We start from the raw sequence: 17455 nt of genomic DNA, 5'->3' as shown, positions 1-17455 counted from the left end.
GCGTTGTGCTGTCCTTCTGCGACAGGTCGACGCGATCTCGATGTGCATCTGCGACAGGTCGAGGCGAGGATGAGCACGTGCACGACGACCAGCAGCCGCGGCCACCTCGCCCCCACCAGAAGGAGACCGACGACGGTCGCCGGCTGCGGGAGGTGCTGTCCTACTCGCGCCGCGGGAGCCGGTTCAGCCCCAAGCAGGCGGCCGCCTGGGAGGCGTACGCCGACCAGTGGTGGATCGCCGACGACGAGGTCGACGTCGAGGGCTTCTCGCTGGCCGGGTGCTTCGAGAGGGACGCGCCGCTGATCGTGGAGATCGGCTCGGGGATCGGTGAGTCCACTGCCGTCCTGGCAGCCGACCGCTCGGCGTACAACGTCGTGGCCTTCGAGGTGTGGCGTCCTGGGGTGGCCGACACGCTGGCCAGGATCGCCGAAGCGGGGCTGAGCAACGTGCGGATGATCGGGGTGGACGCGGTGTGGTCGCTGGAACACCTGGTCGGTCCGGGCGAGCTCGCGGGGTTGTGGACCTTCTTCCCCGACCCCTGGCACAAGAAGAAGCACCACAAGCGACGGCTGGTCACGCCCCGGTTCGCGAACGTCGCCGCCGCCCGGCTCGCGCCGGGAGCCGAGTGGCGACTGGCCACGGACTGGGCCGACTATGCCGAGCAGATGGTGGCGATCCTGGATGCCGAACCCCTGCTGGAAGGTGGGGTCGTCGAGCGATGGGACGAGCGGCCGGTGACGAAGTTCGAGCGCAAGGGCCTTGCGGCGGGACGCAGGATCACCGATCTCGCCTACCGTCGTGCCTTTCTTGACTGATTCAAGAAAGTGGCGCAGACTGCACAGGTGCCCACCACGACCCAGCTCGAGCACCTGCTGCGCGAGGCCGCGCTCCGGGTGACTCGCCCGCGCGTGGCGGTCCTGGCGGCGGTGTACGAGCATCCGCATGCTGACACCGACGCCATCATCGGAGTCGTGCGGACACAGCTCGGCGAGGTGTCGCACCAGGCCGTCTACGACGTCCTGCGGGCCCTCACCGCCGCTGACCTGGTGCGGCGCATCCAGCCCTCGGGCTCGGTCGCGCGCTACGAGTCGAGGGTGGGGGACAACCACCATCACGTGGTGTGCCGCACCTGCGGTGCCATCGCCGACGTCGACTGTGCGGTTTCCGCCACCCCCTGCCTGACCGCCTCGGACGACCATGGTTTCGCCATCGACGAGGCCGAGGTCACCTACTGGGGCGTCTGCCCTGCCTGCTCCACCACCACAGCGGCCATCACTGCCCGCTGATCAGCCCGCCCCGGAAGGAAGCACATGACCGAGCACGATGCAGTCGTCGGAGACATGAACGACGAGGAGCGCGAGGGCGAGTGCCCCGTTGCCCACACCCGCACCTCCAGTCACCCGACCGAGGGTGCAGGCAACCGCGACTGGTGGCCCGAGCAGCTCAACCTCAAGATCCTGCGCAAGCACCCGGCCGTCGCGGACCCCATGGGGCCGGACTTCGACTACGCCGAGGCTTTCAAGGCGCTCGACCTGGATGCGCTGACCAGTGACCTCGACGCGCTGATGACCGACTCCCAGGACTGGTGGCCAGCCGACTTCGGGCACTACGGCGGGCTCTTCGTCCGGATGGCCTGGCACAGCGCAGGCACCTACCGCATCAGCGACGGCCGCGGCGGCGCCGGGGCCGGCATGCAGCGGTTCGCGCCGCTCAACAGCTGGCCGGACAACGCCAACCTCGACAAGGCGCGCCGTCTCCTGTGGCCGATCAAGCAGAAGTACGGCCGCTCGATCTCGTGGGCCGACCTCATGGTCCTGGCCGGCAACCGCGCGCTGGAGACGATGGGCTTCACCACCTTCGGCTTCGCCGGCGGACGCGCTGACGTCTGGGAGCCCGACGAGGACGTCTACTGGGGCCCGGAGGACACCTGGTTGGGCGACGAGCGCTACACCGGTGATCGGGAGCTCGAGAACCCGCTGGCCGCGGTCCAGATGGGCCTGATCTACGTCAACCCCGAGGGACCCAACGGAGTCCCCGACGCGCTGGCCTCGGCCCGCGACATCCGTGAGACGTTCGCCCGGATGGCGATGAACGACGAGGAGACCGTCGCGCTGATCGCCGGCGGTCACACGTTCGGCAAGACCCACGGTGCGGCCGACCCGGAGCCGTACGTCGGTGCGGAGCCCGAGGGCGCCCCCATCGAGGAGCAGGGCCTGGGCTGGAAGAGCTCCTACGGCAGCGGCGGGGGACGCGACGCGATCACGAGCGGTCTCGAGGTCACCTGGACCTCCACGCCGACCCGGTGGAGCAACCAGTTCTTCGAGAACCTCTTCGGCTACGAGTGGGAGCTGGTCAAGAGCCCGGCGGGCGCCAACCAGTGGCAGGCGAAGGACGGTGCGGGTGCCAACACCGTGCCCGACCCCGAGGACGGCAGCCTTTCTCGGCCCCCGACGATGCTGACCACCGACCTCGCGCTGCGCTTCGACCCGGTCTATGAGCAGATCTCGCGGCGCTTCCTGGAGCACCCCGACGAGTTCGCCGACGCGTTCGCGCGGGCCTGGTTCAAGCTGACCCACCGCGACATGGGTCCGATCCAGCGCTACCTCGGGCCGCTCGTGCCGCAGGAGACGCTGCTGTGGCAGGACCCGGTGCCTGCGGTTGACCACCCGTTGGTCGACGACGCGGACGTCGCCTCGCTCAAGGAGCAGGTCCTGGCCTCCGGGCTGACGGTCTCCCAGCTCGTCTCCACTGCCTGGGCGTCGGCCTCGACGTTCCGAGGCAGTGACAAGCGCGGTGGCGCCAACGGTGCCCGGATCCGCCTCGAGCCGCAGAGCGGCTGGGAGGTCAACGACCCCGACCGGCTCGCCGTGGTGCTGCGCGCCCTCGAGACGGTGCGGGAGGGCTTCAACGCCGCGCAGAGCGGGGACAAGCAGATCTCGCTGGCCGACCTGATCGTCCTGGCCGGTGGTGCGGGCATCGAGCAGGCGGCGCGCAACGCCGGACATGACGTCGTGGTGCCCTTCACGCCGGGGCGCACGGACGCCTCGCAGGAGATGACCGACGTGGACTCCTTCGCCGCTCTGGAGCCGACCGCGGACGGCTTCCGCAACTACCTCGGCAAGGGCCACCGGCTTCCTGCGGAGTATCTCCTCATCGACCGGGCCAACCTGCTCAACCTCAGCGCTCCGGAGATGACGGTCCTGGTCGGGGGGCTGCGCGTGCTCGATGCCAACACCCAGCAGTCGCAGGCCGGCGTACTCACCACGACGCCGGGGTCGCTGACCAACGACTTCTTCGTGAACCTGCTCGACCTGCGGACGACCTGGTCGTCGACCTCCGACGCGCAGGACACGTTCGAGGGTCGCGACGCGAGCGGTGCGGTGAAGTGGACCGGCACTCGCAACGACCTGGTGTTCGGCTCGAACTCCGAGCTGCGCGCCCTGGCCGAGGTCTACGCGAGCGATGACGCCAAGGAGAAGTTCGTCAGCGACTTCGTGTCGGCGTGGGTCAAGGTCATGGAGCTGGACCGCTACGACCTGGTCTGATCTCCGACGCGGTGCTGGTCCACGAGTTCGCGGGCCAGCACCAGCGTCGACTCGTCGAGCACGGCGGGCTCCAGCACCCCGAGCTCGGCGTACGCCGCCAGCAACGCGGACTCGACCTGGGTGAGCTCCAGTCCGGGCACCTCGCCACGCAGAGAGCCGACCGAGCTGCCGTCGAAGTCCTGGCCCAGCTGCTCGTAGACCTCACTCAGCACCGGACGGATCCGGTCCTGGTCACCGATCACGACCAGCGAGCTGAACAGCCAGGCGTGCCTGACCACGCGCTGCGCCGTACCGACCAGCTTCACCACGCCTCGGGCGTTGACGCTGTGGGCGCCCGGGCAGTACTCACCCGGCACCGGCCCCACGAGCGCTTGCACCCCGAGCCCGCGGAACGCCTCGGCGAAGAGTCGGCCGTAGGTCTCGAAGCGCGGGTCCATGCCGCCCTGTGCCCCGGCATCGTGTCGCACGTGGTCGAGCACCAGCGACTGGTCGGTGTAGGCCACGGCCCGCCCGCCGGTCGCCCTCACCAGCGGAGTGAAGCCGGCTGCCCGCACAGCGTCGACCGCACCGGGGAAGCCGTCCAGCCGGACGTCGCGGCGCCCGAAGACCACCACCGGGCTGCTCGGCCGATACAGCCGGAGCGCCTCGGTGAGGCTGCCCGCGCTCGCCTGCTTCACCAGCGCGTGGGCCACGGCGATGTCGAGGGCCGGCTCGCTGTCGGTCAGGGGACTGCGCAGCAGCCGGATGGGGTCGCTCACGCGGCGTCGTCGTCGAGCCGCAGGCCCCGCTGGCCCAGGAGGAACTCCACCCTCAGGCGCTCGAGATCGCACTCGTGTCCGGCCGGCAGCACGTTCAACAGGTGCTCGATCCCCAGGGCGTCGCAGGCCTCACCCAGCACCTTGTCGTAGGCCTGGCGCAGGCCCTCGTACTTCGCGAAGGAGATGCGTTGGTAGTCGGAGAGCTCGAAGCGATGCGACAGTCGCCGGGCGTCCAGCGCGATGGCCTCGATGGGCCGCCCGTCGGGGGCCTCGGGCTCACGGCGCAGCCGCCGAAGCAGTGCCCCGGCCCGCTCGAGGAGACGCTCGAGCAGGGTCCAGTCCGCGAGCAGACGGAACACCAGTGCCGCCCCCGCCATCGCGACGAGCAGGCCGCCAAGCCCCCGGACGAGGTCCACCTCTCGACGGTAGACCACGTTCGTCCATCTGTCGCCTGGCTATTCGGTCGGCCTGGCGTCAGTCCGTGCCGAACTCCATCGCCGCGTTGTCCAGCGCCACATCCTGCTCCTGCTCGGCTGCCGGGTTGGCGGTGATCACGTCGGCACCGCCGGCTTCGATCTCGCCGAACAGGGTGCCGTTCTCGACCAGCACCTGACCCTGGTCGAGCGGCTGGGCCGCATAGGCCTCCAGCTTGGCCCGGGAGTCGGCGATGTCGAGGTTGCGCATCGTGAGCTGACCGATCCGGTCCGTGGGTCCGAAGGCGGCGTTGTCGGTGCGCTCCATGGACAGCTTGTCGGGGTGGTAGGAGAACGCCGGACCGTCGGTGCGCAGGACGGTGTAGTCCTCGCCCCGACGCAGCCGGAGCGTGACCTCGCCGGTGACCAGCGAGGCGATCCAGCGCTGGATCGACTCGCGGATCATCAGCGCCTGCGGGTCGAGCCAGCGACCTTCGTAGAGCAACCGGCCGAGCTGGCGGCCCTGGGCGTGGTAGTTGGCGATCGTGTCCTCGTTGTGGATCGCGTTGAGCAACCGCTCGTACGCCGTCCACAGCAACCCCATCGCCGGCGCCTCGTAGATGCCTCGGGACTTGGCCTCGATGATCCGGTTCTCGATCTGGTCGGACATGCCGAGCCCGTGCCGCCCACCGATGACGTTGGCCTCGTGGACCAGCGCGACGGCGTCGTCGTAGCGAACGCCGTTGATCGCGACGGGACGACCGGCCTCGAAGCGCACGGTCACGTCCTCGGTCTCGATGACGACCGACGGGTCCCAGAACCTCACGCCCATGATCGGGTTCACGGTCTCCAGCGACACGTCGAGGTGCTCGAGGGTCTTGGCCTCGTGGGTGGCGCCCCAGATGTTCGCGTCGGTTGAGTAGGCCTTCTCGTGGCTGTCGCGGTAGGGCAGGTTGCGCTCGGTCAGCCACCGGCTCATCTCCGCGCGCCCTCCCAGTTCATGGACGAACTCGGCGTCGAGCCACGGCTTGTAGATCCGCAGCTGCGGGTTGGCCAGCAGGCCGTAGCGGTAGAACCGCTCGATGTCGTTGCCCTTGAAGGTCGAGCCGTCGCCCCAGATGTCGACGCCGTCCTCGTGCATGGCGCGCACCAGCATCGTCCCGGTGACCGCACGGCCCAGCGGGGTCGTGTTGAAGTAGGTGCGGGCGCCGGAGCGGATGTGGAAGGCGCCGCACATGATCGCAGCCAGCCCCTCCTCGACCAGTTGTCGCTTGCAGTCGATGGCGCGGGCGATCTCGGCGCCGTACTGCAGGGCCCGATCGGGCACGTGATCGATGTCGGGCTCGTCGTACTGACCGATGTCGGCGGTGTAGGTGCACGGGATCGCGCCCTTGTCGCGCATCCAGGCCACCGCCACCGAAGTGTCGAGGCCGCCGGAGAAGGCGATGCCGACGCGTTCGCCGGTGGGAAGGGAGGTGAGAACTTTGGCCACAGGGACACCCTAAGGAGTCCCGGCCCGTACGCCGCCCCCGGTCCGTCCCTCGGTGGCCGGATCTCGTGCCGAAACGGCGGCATCTCCCGTGTCGAGCGCCCGTCGTACCTCCCTAGACTCTCGTGGGTGACCACGACCCCCGCGCCGGCGCCGAGCACCCTGGGCGGCATCCATCGGGCCTGGTGGGTCGCCGCAATCACCATGGCTGCGCTGGTCGCCGCTGCCGGCTTCCGGTCCTCGACCGGTGCGCTGCTCGAGCCCTTGGAACACGAGTTCGGCTGGTCGCGGGCCACCACCAGCGGCGCGGTCAGCCTCAACCTGATCATCTACGGGCTCACCGCCCCGTTCGCTGCGGCGCTGATGGAACGCTTCGGCGTACGCCGGGTGACCGCTGCGGCGCTGACGCTGGTCGCGGTGGGATCAGGGCTCACGCTCCTGATGACCAGCGCCTGGCAGCTGTGGCTGCTGTGGGGCTTTGCAGTGGGCATCGGCACCGGGTCCCTGGCCCTCGTGTTCGGCGCGATCGTGGCCAACCGCTGGTTCTTCCGCCATCGCGGCCTGGTCATCGGCGTCTTCTCGGCAGCCAGCTCCACCGGCCAGTTGGTGTTCCTGCCGGCCATCGCCCACCTTGCCGACGGCCCCGGATGGCGGTGGGCCGCTGGTCTGGTCGCGCTGTTCGCGCTGGCGCTGGTGCCGCTGGTGTGGTGGCTGCTGCGCGACCGTCCCAGCGACGTCGGTGCGCTGCCCTACGGCGCCCCGGAAGGTCACGTCGAGAAGGAGTCGTCATCCACCCGAGGAGCCGCTTCGGTCGCGCTCGGCACGTTGCGCTCGGTGAGCGGTTCGTGGACCTTCTGGGTCCTGTTCGGCACCTTCTGGGTCTGTGGCTGGTCGACGAACGGACTGATCGGCACCCACTTCATCCCGGCCGCACACGACCACGGCATGCCGGCGACCACGAGCGCCAACCTGCTGGCGCTCATCGGGATCTTCGACATCGTCGGGACGATCGCCAGCGGCTGGCTCACCGACCGGGTGGACTCGCGCTACCTCCTGTGCGGCTACTACTTCTTCCGTGGACTATCCCTGCTGGCCGTGAACTGGTTGCTCGGGCCCCACGTGCACCCGAGCCTCTTCATCTTCATCCTGTTCTACGGCCTGGACTGGGTGGCGACCGTGCCACCGACGGTAGCGCTGTGCCGTCAGCACTTCGGCCTCGAGCGCGCTGGTGTGGTGTTCGGTTGGGTCTTCGCCGCCCACATGGTGGGTGCGGGCGTGGCGGCGAGCTACGCCGGCTGGATCAGGCAGAGCCAGGGCGACTACTTCCTGGCCTGGCTGACGGCCGGTGGGCTCTGCCTGATCGCTGCTGTTGCCTGCCTGAGCATTCCCAGGATCACCCGGCCCGCGGCCGTGCCGAGCAACTGAGTCGGACCCCGTCAGCGGCGGGCGGTGAGTCGCCGGCGCAACGCTTCCTCACGATGTAGCCGGGCGCTGTCACGCTCGCGTCGGGAGGCGACCACGGCTGCCAGGAAGTCCTCGTGCGACGTGCCCGGCGGTGGCGGGGGAGCGACGTACTCACCGACCTGCGCGGCCAGCTGCGCACCGATCACGGCACGCGACTGAGGGGTGATCTGGTCCGCGCGCCCCAGGTACTGGCGTACGCCGAGCGCGAGGCCCACCGGCAGCGAGGAGATGTCGGCCGCGCTCGCCCACGCGGCGAGCTGCCGGGGCATCCACACCGGCGGGGGCAGCACGAGCCGGACCCGGTCGCGGACCACGTAGGTGCCCGCGGCGTAGTCGCCGAGCCGTTTCCCCTTGTGGCTGAGCATCGAGGAGAGCACCGCCGGGATCCCGGTGAAGGCATAGATCTCGACCACGCCGATCAGGGCGCGGGTCAGGGCGTGCTGGGCGGTGATCGGGCCGCCGTCGTCGCGCACGGTGCGCAACCCGGTGGCCAGGTGGCCCAGCGACCGGCCCCGGGTCAGTGTCTCGAGCGTGGTCGGCACCACCAGGAAGACGATGACCAGCGAGCCGATGTAGGCCACCCAGAGCAGGGCCTCGTCGGTGGTGATGGTGGCGACGGTCAGCACGAACAGCGCCACGAAGAGCAGGACGACGGTGACCAGCACGTCGAGGAACCCTGACACCACCCGGATCGCCAGCCCGGCCGGCGGCAGGTCGAGCGCGACCGCCTCCCCGGTGACGAGGTCGTCGGCGGTGAGCGTCGCGTATTCGGGACCGGTGCCGAATGGCTGCTGGGTCATCGCGGCCAGCATAGAGTGAGGCGCGTGGATCTGGATGCCTATGTCAACGCCCACCTGGGCGAGTGGCAGCGTCTGGAGCAGCTCATCTCCCAGCGCCGGCTGTCCGGACCGGAGAGCGACGAGCTCGTAGACCGCTACCAGCGTGTCGCGACCCATCTCTCGGTGGTCCGGACCTCCGCGCCCGATGCGGTGCTGGTCGGCTACCTGTCCTCGATCCTGCACAAGGCCAGGTTGCGCTCCATCGGCACTCGCGTCACCACGTGGCGCTCGGTGCTGCTCTTCGTGACCGACCGGTTCCCGGCCGCCCTCTACCGGCTGCGGTACTGGTGGCTGTCCACCATGGCCGTCAACGTCGCGCTCGTCGCGATCATGATGTGGTGGTTGGTCGAGCATCCGCTGGTCGAGCAGTCGCTCCTGACCCCTGAGCAGGTCGACCAGCTGGTCAACGCCGACTTCGAGGGCTACTACCACCAGTCGGTGGCGTCCTCGTTCGCCCTCCAGGTGTGGGTCAACAACGCCTGGGTGGCTGCCCTCTGCCTGGCGCTCGGGGTGCTCGGCGCGCCGGTCGTCTACCTGCTCTGGGGCAACATCTCGAACCTCGCGGTGATCGGCTCGGTGATGACCCGGGCCGGTCACGGCGAGCAGTTCTGGGGCCTGATCCTGCCGCACGGGCTGCTCGAGCTGACGGCCGTCTTCGTTGCGGCCGGGGTGGGTCTGAGGCTGTTCTGGTCCTGGATCGAGCCCGGACACCGCACCCGCTCGCAGTCCTTGGCCCACGAGGGCCGCACGGCGGTCACGGTTGCGCTCGGGCTGGTCATGGTGTTGCTGGTCAGCGGCGTCATCGAGGGATTCGTCACGCCCTCGGACCTGCCGACCTGGGCGCGCGTCGGCATCGGGGTCCTGGCCGAGCTGCTGTTCTTCGCCTACGTCTTCACGCTGGGCAGGTCGGCCTACCACCGCGGATACACCGGGGACCTCGACGCCGCACTGCTCGAGGACACCGTCGCCACCGCTGCCTGAGCTCAGAGCAGTCCGCGCGCCTTGAGCATCAGGTAGTGGTCGGCCAGGGCCGGGGGCAGGTTCTCCGCATCGCGGTCCAACACGTCCACGCCCAGCGCCCGGAGCAGGTCCGAGGTCCGGGCCCGACTCTCCAGGGCCTGCTCGGCCGCAGCGGCGGCGTACGCGTCGCCAGCGCTGTCGCGACCCGAGGCCATCTCCTCCAGTGCCGGGTCCCGGACCGAGGCGAGCACCACCCGGTGGTGTCGGGTCAGGGTCGGCAGCACTGGCAACAGCCCCGCCTCGATGGCGGCCGGCTCCAGCGGAGTGAGGAGTACGACGAGCGCCCGCTGGCGCCCCAGGCCCTGGACGGCGCCGGCCAACGAGGACCAGTCGGCCTCGGCGATGATCGGCTGCAGGTCCGACATGGCGTCCTGGAGGGCGACGGCCACCCCGGACTGTGCCGCCAACCGGAGCCTCGAGCGGATGCGGCGGTCGCCGGCCACGAAGTCGACGCGGTCTCCGGCACGCGCCGCCAGGGCAGCCAGCAACAGGGCGGCATCCATCGCGGCATCGAGCCGGGGGACCTCCTGCACCCGACCGGCTGAGGTCCGGGAGGTGTCGAGCACCAGGACCACCCGGCGGTCGCGTTCGGGCTGCCAGGTGCGCACGACGACGTTGCGGTTGCGCGCGCTGGCGCGCCAGTCGATGGAGCGCACGTCGTCACCGCGCACGTATTCGCGCAGGGAGTCGAACTCGGTGCCCTGACCGCGGATCCGGATGGCCGCGCGGCCGTCGAGCTCGCGCAGTCTGGCCAGTCGCGAGGGCAGGTGCTTGCGCGACTCGAAGGGCGGCAGGCAGCGCACCGAGCCGGCGACCCGCTGGGTCTGCTGGCGCGACACCAGCCCGAGGGGTCCGTTCAGGCGCACGGTCACGCCAACCGCCTGCAGGTCACCGCGGCGGACCGGGCGCAGCGGCGTCACCAGCAGCGACCTCTCCCCGGACGCCAGCAGGATCCGGTGCCGGTTGTCGCTCGCCCCGGCGGTGGGTTGCCAGGCGTCGCGCAAGCGGCCCCGGATCCGGCGTCGGCCGGTGTTGGCGACGGCCAGGGTGGTGCTCGTCGGGTGGCCCTGTCGGACCTGGCCCACCGCGGCCCGCTCGAACGACAGGCCGGAGATCCGGGGGGCCAGGGCCCAGTCGAGGAGTCCCAGGACGCAGACCACCAGCAACCACAGCCAGACCGTGTCCAGGTCGGGGCGCAGCAGCACGGGGACGATCCCCAGCGCCAGCAGCAGCACGAACCGACCCGTGAGCGCCATCAGGTGCGGGGCTCCTGGATCGAGCGCCGCACAGCCTGCCTTGCTCGGGTCATCGCGGCACCGCCACCGAACCGAGGGCCGCGGACAGGACCTGGGCCACGTCGACACCCTCGAGCTCGGCCTCAGGGCGCAGTCCGAGCCGGTGCACGAGGGTCGCCTGGGCCAGGGCCTTGACGTCGTCGGGAGTGACGAAGTCCCGGCCGTTGAGCCAGGCCCACGCGCGGGCGGCCCGGAGCAGTGCGGTGGCACCGCGCGGGCTGACCCCGAGCTCGAGGGATGGTGACTCGCGGGTCGCCCGGGCGATGTCGACGATGTAGCCGGTGACCTCGGGGGTGACCGCGACCCGGCGTACTGCCTCCTGCCCGGCGAGGATGTCGGCGGGGCCGGCCACGGGGCGTACGCCGGCGGCGGTGACGTCGCGCGGGTCGAAGCCGTCGGCGTGGCGGCGAAGGATCTCCACCTCGGCCTCACGCGGCGGGACCGGCAGCACCACCTTGAGCAGGAACCGGTCCAGCTGCGCCTCCGGCAGGGGGTAGGTGCCCTCGTACTCCACCGGGTTCTGGGTGGCTGCGACCAGGAACGGCCGGGGCAGCGCTCGCGACACCCCGTCCACCGACACCTGTCCCTCCTCCATCGCCTCGAGCAGCGCCGACTGCGTCTTGGGCGGGGTCCGGTTGATCTCGTCGGCCAGCAACAGGTTGGTGAACACCGGTCCCTCGCGGAAGCTGAGCTCGCCGGCCCGGCTGTCGATGACCATGGAGCCGGTGATGTCGCCGGGCATGAGGTCAGGAGTGAACTGCACACGGCGGTTCTCCACCGACAAGGCCGCTGCCAGACTGCGCACCAGCAGGGTCTTGGCCACCCCGGGCACACCCTCCATGAGCACGTGACCGCCACACAGCAGTGCCACCAGGAGCCCGGATACGGCCGCGTCCTGGCCGACGACGGCCTTCGCCACCTCCGTGCGTACGGCGACCAGCCGCTCACGCGGGTCGTGCTTGTCCAGATCCATCTCGGTCATCGTGGTGCCTCTCTCAAGCGCTCGTCCAGGCTGGCCAGCTGTCGGGCCAGGGTGTTCAGTTCGGTGTCGGTCGTCGGCGCCTGCGCCAACTGGGAGAGCACGCGGGCGATGTCGGCCTCGGCGTGGCCGGTGTGGCGGGCGATCTCGGAGATGACCTGGGCCTCGTCGGTGCCCCGGGCCAGCCCCAGGCGGGTCGCGGCTCGACGCTGCGCGGCCGAGCGCAGGGCGGCCGCGGCATGCCGGCGGTCGCGTGCCTTGCGGTAGAGCCGGGCGCGGCTCTCGGTGGTCTCGATGGCCTTGACCACGACCGGCAGGGGCTCGCGCACCAGCGCCCCGAGCCGGCGCCCGCGCCACAGGGCCAGTGCCAGGATGGTCAGTCCGGTCAGCCACAGGGCCGGGGTCAGCCACCGGGGCAGCAGGCTGCCCACCCCCACCTCGTCGCCTGCCTGGAGGTCGGCAAGGTCGGGGACGTACCAGACGAGCCGGTCGGTACTGCCCAGCAGACGCAGCGCCACGGCAGCGTTGTCGGCCCGGGTGATCTGGTCGTTGCTCAGTGCACCACCTGCGCCGAAGAAGGCGAGCCGGTCCTCCTGCGGGGCGAAGACCACCCCGCCGTCGGTGGCCGCGAAGCAGCCGGCGTCCACGGGCGCGTAGGAGGTGGCCAGGTCGACCTCGAGTTCCAAACCTGTCAGCCGCGTGTCGGCGCACTGGGCCGCCAGTGGCCCGTCGGGGAGGTAGGGGGTCGGCTCGGCGTCCTGGCGACCCAGCAGGTCGACCAGGTCCGCGGCCGGATCGACGACGATGAGGTTCGCTGCCGATGTCGCCGAGACCAGGCGCCGTGCGGTGCTCCGGCCCAGGTCCTGCGTCGAGGTGACCAGCACCGTGGCACCCGTCGTGTCGGCGTCGTCGAGGGCGTCGGCGTCGCGGACGACGTCGACCTCCACGCCTTGATCGCCCAGCACCTGGGCGAGTGCCTGGGCACCGTCGGGGCCGTTGTTCTGCGGATCGAGTGCGCCTGAGCGTTGGTCCCCAGCCGACAGCCAGGCGCTCAGCAGGACGGCAAGAACCAGTCCGCCGAGGATGAGCAGCGAGCTGCGCTGACGCAGGAACGAGGTCATCGCGCGACCTGCAGCTCGTCATCCAGGGAGAGCACGTCGTGCACCTGCTCGGCGGTCGCGGGCCGGTCGCCGTACAGCACGGAGTCGAAGCGGTTCGCACTGAGCGCCACCCGGTCGGCCTGAACCGGGTAGGTCGAGGCGAGCGCCCTGGCGACCTCGTGTGCCGTCGCGCCCGGGGCGTCGTCGATCCGGCCCCGCTCGATCTGGTGCAGCGCCAGTGCGCGGAACCCGTCGACCAATGCCGGGCCGTGCAGCCCCTGGGTGAGGGCCGCCTCGGCCCGCTGTCGCAAGGTGGCAGCGCTGACGTGCTCCTCGGTCAGCAGCGCGCCGTCCGACGCCGGGCGGGTCCGTGAGCCGGTGCTGGCTCGCGATATGAGCCAGGCGAGCGCCGCGAACACGGCCACGAGGGCCACCATCGCGACCAACGTCTGCACGGGCGGCGCCCCGGAAGCAGCCTCCACGGCACGGTTGAGCAGCCGCTCGATCGCGGCGAGGAGGCGTTGCACCAGGTTCTGGTCGTTGTACTCCGGCTTGAGCAACTCCCTGCGCAGCGACGAGCGGGCATCATCGGGGCTCGGGTCCAGGGGCGGGTCCAGCAGCAGCGCCAGCAACGTCACGGGGCGATGATCCCGGCCCGGGTCATCAGCTCCACGTCGTAGGCCTCCTTGCGGATCCTCTGGTCGAGGTACTGCAACGAGCTGACGGTGGTGATGAAGGGCGAGGACAGGGCCGAGCTCAGCACCTGGCCGAGCGCCAGGCACACGACGTACCAGAACAGGCCGGTTCCGCCCGGGTCGACGAGCACGACCACCTGGGCCGCGATCGACAGAGGCGCCGAGATGATGCCGCCCACGATGCCCGCACCGACGGAGGTGAGCACACCGATGCCCAGGGTGCGCCAGAACTGGCGACTGGTGAGCGCCCACGAGCGGCCGAGCGCGGCGAAGACACCGACCGGCTCGAGCATCAGGGGAGGCACGGCGAGGTAGGCCAGCCGGGTCCACAGGAAGACCAGACCGGCCAGTCCGACCAGCACCACGGCGATCGAGGTGACCACGGCAGCCGCGGTGCCCAGCGCGGCGACGAGCACGATGACGATGCCGACCAGGACGGCCAGGTAGAGCAGGGTCGCGAGCAGGATGGCCACCATCATCCCCACCAGGCGCCAGCGTTTGCCACGGGTCGCGGCCCAGGCCTCGCCGAGCCCGAGCTGCCGGCCGAGGGCGGCCCCCGCTGCGACGTGGGCGTTCATCCCGGTGACCATGACCATGCCGACCCACTGCAGGAGGAGGGCGACCACGAGGGCGCCGTACGCCCCGATCAGGCCGGCGATCTCGGCCGTGCCGGCCTGGTCGCCCTCGTCGAGCGCTTGCAGGGAGAGCCCGACGGTCAGCGACAGGATGCCCGTGACCAGCACCGGGATGAGCATGGCGACCGAGCTGACGATGACCGCTGAGCCCACTGTCGCGCGAGGGTTGAACCGGATGATCTTGAAGGCCGCGTCGTAGAGGTCGCCGAGCCCGAGGGGGCGCAGCGGGATCGCGCCGGGCTTGTGCGCCGCGCCGACGTAGGTCGGGAGCCCGGGGGAGTACGCCGGGTGCGCAGCGCGTGGGTCAGGCGGTCCAGGAGGTGGCGGCGGCTGCCCGGCCGGGGTCGGCTGACTCCCCGGAGCGGGATAGCCGCCCCCCGGGGGTGGAAAGCCTTCGAAGCCCGACATCGACGTCCCCTTGTTCCGAACCGCTGGTTGCCACCATCCTGTCAGGTGTCCGTCGGCGCCGTCGGGTGGTTCATCAAGGTATGCAGGCCAACCTCCTCTTCCCGTGGTGAACTCAGCAAGGGAAGAGCAGTTTGGCCTGCATCCCATGGTGAACCTGAGGCGCGAGCGGGCACCTCTGGGAGGCGATTTGGCGTGGCAGCCACATCTCTGTCAAGATAGTCCGGTTGCTCCGGCGGGTTGCCGGGGTGCGGAAAATCTTGACTACTGAATCGCGTCTCCTGTGTGAAGCGGATTTGGCTGTTGGCATGCCCCGCACCGACCTGGAGACCCGATCAGCTCGACGAACCCGTCGGGCGTCACCAACACATTGCGAGATCCCGGTCTTGTGTTGCGCTCAACCAGCGCGACACGCCCGACCGCGTGGGTCGGACAGGGTGATGGAGGAACGGCGGCAAGGCTTCACCCGGAGCCCGGTCGAGACAGAGAAGCACGCGGCACCTTCCGAGGTGCATCAGTAAAGGACGAGAGAGACCTATGGCGGGACAGAAGATCCGCATCAGGCTCAAGGCCTATGACCACGAGGTGATCGACACCTCGGCTCGCAAGATCGTGGACACGGTCACCCGCACGGGTGCGAAGGTCGCTGGCCCTGTGCCGTTGCCGACCGAGAAGAACGTCTACTGCGTCATCCGCTCGCCGCACAAGTACAAGGACAGCCGCGAGCACTTCGAGATGCGCACCCACAAGCGACTCATCGACATCATCGATCCGACCCCGAAGACAGTTGACTCGCTGATGCGTCTCGACCTGCCTGCCGGTGTCGACATCGAGATCAAGCTCTGAGGTCAACGACATGACTTTCGAACGCAACGTGAAGGGCCTGCTGGGCACCAAGCTCGGCATGACCCAGGCATGGGACGAGAACAACCGCATCGTCCCCCTGACCGTGATCGCCGCGGGCACCAACGTGATCACCCAGGTCCGCGGACCCGAGACCGACGGCTACAACGCCATCCAGGTCGGGTACGGCGAGATCGAGGGCCGCAAGGTGAACAAGCCGCAGACCGGTCACTTCGACAAGGCCGGTGTGACGCCGCGTCGTCACGTGGTCGAGATCCGCACCGCGGACGCGTCGTCCTACACCATCGGCCAGGAGCTCAGCCCCGAGCTGTTCGCCGCCGGAGATGAGATCGACGTCACCGGCACCAGCAAGGGCAAGGGCTTCGCCGGTGTCATGAAGCGCCATGGATTCCACGGTGTCTCGTCCTCGCACGGTGCCCACAAGAACCACCGCAAGCCCGGTTCCATCGGAGCCTGTGCCACCCCGGGTCGCGTCTTCCGCGGCACCCGGATGGCTGGCCGCATGGGTAGCGACACGGTCACCACCCAGAACATCACGGTCCACGCCGTCGACGCCGACAAGGGTCTGATCCTGCTCAAGGGTGCCGTTCCCGGCCCCAAGGGCGGGCTCGTGATCCTGCGCTCGGCTGCGAAGAAGGAGAGCGCCCTGTGAGCACGCTCAAGGTCGATCTGCCCGCCGAGATCTTCGACGTCCAGGTCAACGTCCCGCTGATCCACCAGGTCGTCGTGGCCCAGCAGGCTGCCGCCCGTCAGGGCACGGCCAGCACCAAGCGCCGTGGCGAGGTTCGCGGCGGTGGCCGCAAGCCGCACAAGCAGAAGGGCACCGGTCGCGCCCGCCAGGGCTCGACCCGCGCACCGCAGTTCACCGGCGGTGGCGTCGTCCACGGGCCCAAGCCGCGTGACTACGACCAGCGCACGCCCAAGAAGATGAAGGCCGCCGCGCTCCGCGGCGCGCTCTCCGACCGGGCCCGCAACGGACGCGTCCACGTGGTCGACTCGCTGGTCTCGGTCGAGAAGCCGTCGACCAAGGCCGCTCTCGTGTCGCTCGCCGCCGTGTCCGACCGCCTCCGCTTCCTGGTCGTCCTCGAGCGCACCGACACCGTGACGTGGCTGTCGCTGCGCAACGCGCCCAACGTGCACATCGTGGCCGTCGACCAGGTCAACACCTACGACGTCCTGCTCTGTGACGACGTGGTCTTCACCCAGGGTTCGTTCGACGCCTTCGTGGCCGGTTCGCCCAAGGGCAAGTCGTTCACCGCGGTCGCCACCGAGTCCGAGGCCGCCGCAGTGGTCGACACCGAGAAGAAGGCGCCCAAGGCTGAGAAGCCCGCCAAGGCGCCCAAGGCCGAAAAGGCGCCCAAGGCCGAGAAGGCCCCCAAGGCCGAGATCGCGGCCTTCGCCGCGGTCGCGGACGAGGACTTCGACGGTGCGGCTCGGCCTCTCGAGAGCGGCGACGCCCCCGAGGGTTACGAGATCAAGGGCAACAAGGACTCGATGAAGTTCCACGCCCCCGGTGGTCGCTGGTACGACGCGACCGTGGCCGAGGTCTGGTTCCGGACTGCTGCTGACGCCGAGGCCGCCGGCTTCGTCGAGGCGGGCTCCAAGGCTTCCATCGAGGCGACCCACGCCGAGGAGGACGACAAGTGAGCACGCTGCACAAGGACCACCGCGACATCCTGATCGCGCCGGTCGTGTCCGAGAAGAGCTATGGCCTCCTCGACGCGAACAAGTACACCTTCCTGGTGGCCCCGGACGCCAACAAGACCGAGATCAAGATCGCGGTCGAGAAGATCTTCGGCGTCAAGGTCACCTCGGTGAACACGCTGAACCGTCAGGGCAAGACGCGCCGCACCCGTTATGGGATGGGCAAGCGCGCCAACACCAAGCGCGCGATCGTCAGCCTTGCTGCCGGCGACCGCATCGACATCTTCGGGGGTCCGGTCTCCTGACCGGG

The 17455-nt window shown here is 69.9% G+C and carries 18 protein-coding genes; 9 read left to right on the top strand and 9 right to left on the bottom strand.

Going from position 1 to position 17455, the window contains the following annotated elements; genetic code table 11:
* The first annotated feature begins 77 nt into the window (after positions 1 to 77).
* The 3 genes from trmB to katG are packed head-to-tail and all read left to right on the top strand — an operon-like array spanning position 78 to position 3545.
* The gene (gene trmB, locus AB7I40_RS12605; protein WP_428344749.1) at positions 78 to 815 is read left to right on the top strand and encodes a tRNA (guanosine(46)-N7)-methyltransferase TrmB; all 738 of its coding nucleotides are present in this window, start codon (positions 78 to 80) and stop codon (positions 813 to 815) included.
* 27 nt (positions 816 to 842) lie between these two features.
* On the top strand, positions 843 to 1286 hold the full coding sequence (locus tag AB7I40_RS12600; RefSeq protein WP_428344748.1) for a Fur family transcriptional regulator: 444 nt from the start codon (positions 843 to 845) through the stop codon (positions 1284 to 1286).
* Positions 1287 to 1310: 24 nt separating this feature from the next.
* Entirely contained in the window at positions 1311 to 3545 is a 2235-nt protein-coding gene (gene katG, locus AB7I40_RS12595; protein WP_428344747.1) for a catalase/peroxidase HPI, read from the top strand.
* On the opposite strand, the gene AB7I40_RS12590 is transcribed toward katG, so the two are convergent.
* Genes AB7I40_RS12590 through argG form a run of 3 tightly spaced genes read right to left on the bottom strand, consistent with a single transcriptional unit; the run spans position 3530 to position 6208 of the window.
* A complete protein-coding gene (locus AB7I40_RS12590; RefSeq protein ID WP_428344746.1) occupies positions 3530 to 4303 on the bottom strand; it encodes a lipoate--protein ligase family protein in 774 nt (257 codons plus the stop codon). The genes katG and AB7I40_RS12590 overlap by 16 nt on opposite strands.
* Positions 4300 to 4719 carry a hypothetical protein gene (locus AB7I40_RS12585; RefSeq protein WP_428344745.1) on the bottom strand — a complete coding sequence of 140 codons (420 nt, stop codon included), beginning with the start codon at positions 4717 to 4719 and terminating at the stop codon, positions 4300 to 4302. Before AB7I40_RS12585 ends, AB7I40_RS12590 begins: the two co-directional genes overlap by 4 nt.
* A gap of 58 nt (positions 4720 to 4777) precedes the next feature.
* Positions 4778 to 6208, bottom strand: a complete 1431-nt coding sequence (gene argG / locus AB7I40_RS12580; RefSeq protein ID WP_428344744.1) for an argininosuccinate synthase — start codon at positions 6206 to 6208, stop codon at positions 4778 to 4780.
* Between the two features lie 126 nt (positions 6209 to 6334).
* Here argG and AB7I40_RS12575 point away from each other — a divergent pair, with 126 nt between their 5' ends.
* Positions 6335 to 7630 (top strand): MFS transporter, encoded by a 1296-nt coding sequence (locus AB7I40_RS12575; RefSeq protein ID WP_428344743.1) that lies wholly within the window; start codon positions 6335 to 6337, stop codon positions 7628 to 7630.
* A gap of 11 nt (positions 7631 to 7641) precedes the next feature.
* Here the strand turns inward: AB7I40_RS12575 and AB7I40_RS12570 are convergent, their stop codons facing one another.
* A complete protein-coding gene (locus AB7I40_RS12570) occupies positions 7642 to 8469 on the bottom strand; it encodes an RDD family protein (protein WP_428344742.1) in 828 nt (275 codons plus the stop codon).
* A gap of 24 nt (positions 8470 to 8493) precedes the next feature.
* On the opposite strand from AB7I40_RS12570, the gene AB7I40_RS12565 reads away from it, so the two are divergent.
* Positions 8494 to 9489, top strand: a complete 996-nt coding sequence (locus AB7I40_RS12565; RefSeq protein ID WP_428344741.1) for a stage II sporulation protein M — start codon at positions 8494 to 8496, stop codon at positions 9487 to 9489.
* 2 nt (positions 9490 to 9491) lie between these two features.
* On the opposite strand, the gene AB7I40_RS12560 is transcribed toward AB7I40_RS12565, so the two are convergent.
* From AB7I40_RS12560 to AB7I40_RS12540, 5 genes are read right to left on the bottom strand one after another with little or no spacing between them, the layout of a single operon-like run.
* Positions 9492 to 10784, bottom strand: a complete 1293-nt coding sequence (locus AB7I40_RS12560; RefSeq protein ID WP_428344740.1) for a DUF58 domain-containing protein — start codon at positions 10782 to 10784, stop codon at positions 9492 to 9494.
* Positions 10785 to 10833: 49 nt separating this feature from the next.
* Positions 10834 to 11805 (bottom strand): AAA family ATPase, encoded by a 972-nt coding sequence (locus AB7I40_RS12555; RefSeq protein ID WP_428344739.1) that lies wholly within the window; start codon positions 11803 to 11805, stop codon positions 10834 to 10836.
* Positions 11802 to 12923, bottom strand: a complete 1122-nt coding sequence (locus AB7I40_RS12550) for a DUF4350 domain-containing protein (protein ID WP_428344738.1) — start codon at positions 12921 to 12923, stop codon at positions 11802 to 11804. Before AB7I40_RS12550 ends, AB7I40_RS12555 begins: the two co-directional genes overlap by 4 nt.
* Entirely contained in the window at positions 12920 to 13540 is a 621-nt protein-coding gene (locus tag AB7I40_RS12545) for a DUF4129 domain-containing protein (RefSeq protein WP_428344737.1), read from the bottom strand. The genes AB7I40_RS12550 and AB7I40_RS12545 overlap by 4 nt, the downstream gene beginning before the upstream one ends.
* On the bottom strand, positions 13537 to 14640 hold the full coding sequence (locus AB7I40_RS12540) for a glycerophosphoryl diester phosphodiesterase membrane domain-containing protein (RefSeq protein ID WP_428344736.1): 1104 nt from the start codon (positions 14638 to 14640) through the stop codon (positions 13537 to 13539). The genes AB7I40_RS12545 and AB7I40_RS12540 overlap by 4 nt, the downstream gene beginning before the upstream one ends.
* Before the next feature lie 534 nt (positions 14641 to 15174).
* On the opposite strand from AB7I40_RS12540, the gene rpsJ reads away from it, so the two are divergent.
* From rpsJ to rplW, 4 genes are read left to right on the top strand one after another with little or no spacing between them, the layout of a single operon-like run.
* On the top strand, positions 15175 to 15483 hold the full coding sequence (gene rpsJ, locus AB7I40_RS12535) for a 30S ribosomal protein S10 (RefSeq protein ID WP_008360994.1): 309 nt from the start codon (positions 15175 to 15177) through the stop codon (positions 15481 to 15483).
* Positions 15484 to 15493: 10 nt separating this feature from the next.
* Positions 15494 to 16153: a 50S ribosomal protein L3 gene (gene rplC / locus AB7I40_RS12530; protein ID WP_428344735.1), complete on the top strand. Its 660-nt coding sequence runs from the start codon at positions 15494 to 15496 to the stop codon at positions 16151 to 16153.
* Positions 16150 to 17148 carry a 50S ribosomal protein L4 gene (gene rplD / locus AB7I40_RS12525; RefSeq protein ID WP_428344734.1) on the top strand — a complete coding sequence of 333 codons (999 nt, stop codon included), beginning with the start codon at positions 16150 to 16152 and terminating at the stop codon, positions 17146 to 17148. The genes rplC and rplD overlap by 4 nt, the downstream gene beginning before the upstream one ends.
* Positions 17145 to 17450 (top strand): 50S ribosomal protein L23, encoded by a 306-nt coding sequence (gene rplW / locus AB7I40_RS12520; protein ID WP_428344733.1) that lies wholly within the window; start codon positions 17145 to 17147, stop codon positions 17448 to 17450. Before rplD ends, rplW begins: the two co-directional genes overlap by 4 nt.
* Positions 17451 to 17455: the final 5 nt, after the last annotated feature.

This window comes from Nocardioides sp. (assembly GCF_050246775.1).
Classification (GTDB): Bacteria; Actinomycetota; Actinomycetes; order Propionibacteriales; family Nocardioidaceae; genus Nocardioides.
The sequence above is the reverse complement of the archived record's forward strand: the minus strand, read 5'-3'. Positions and strand labels throughout refer to the sequence as shown.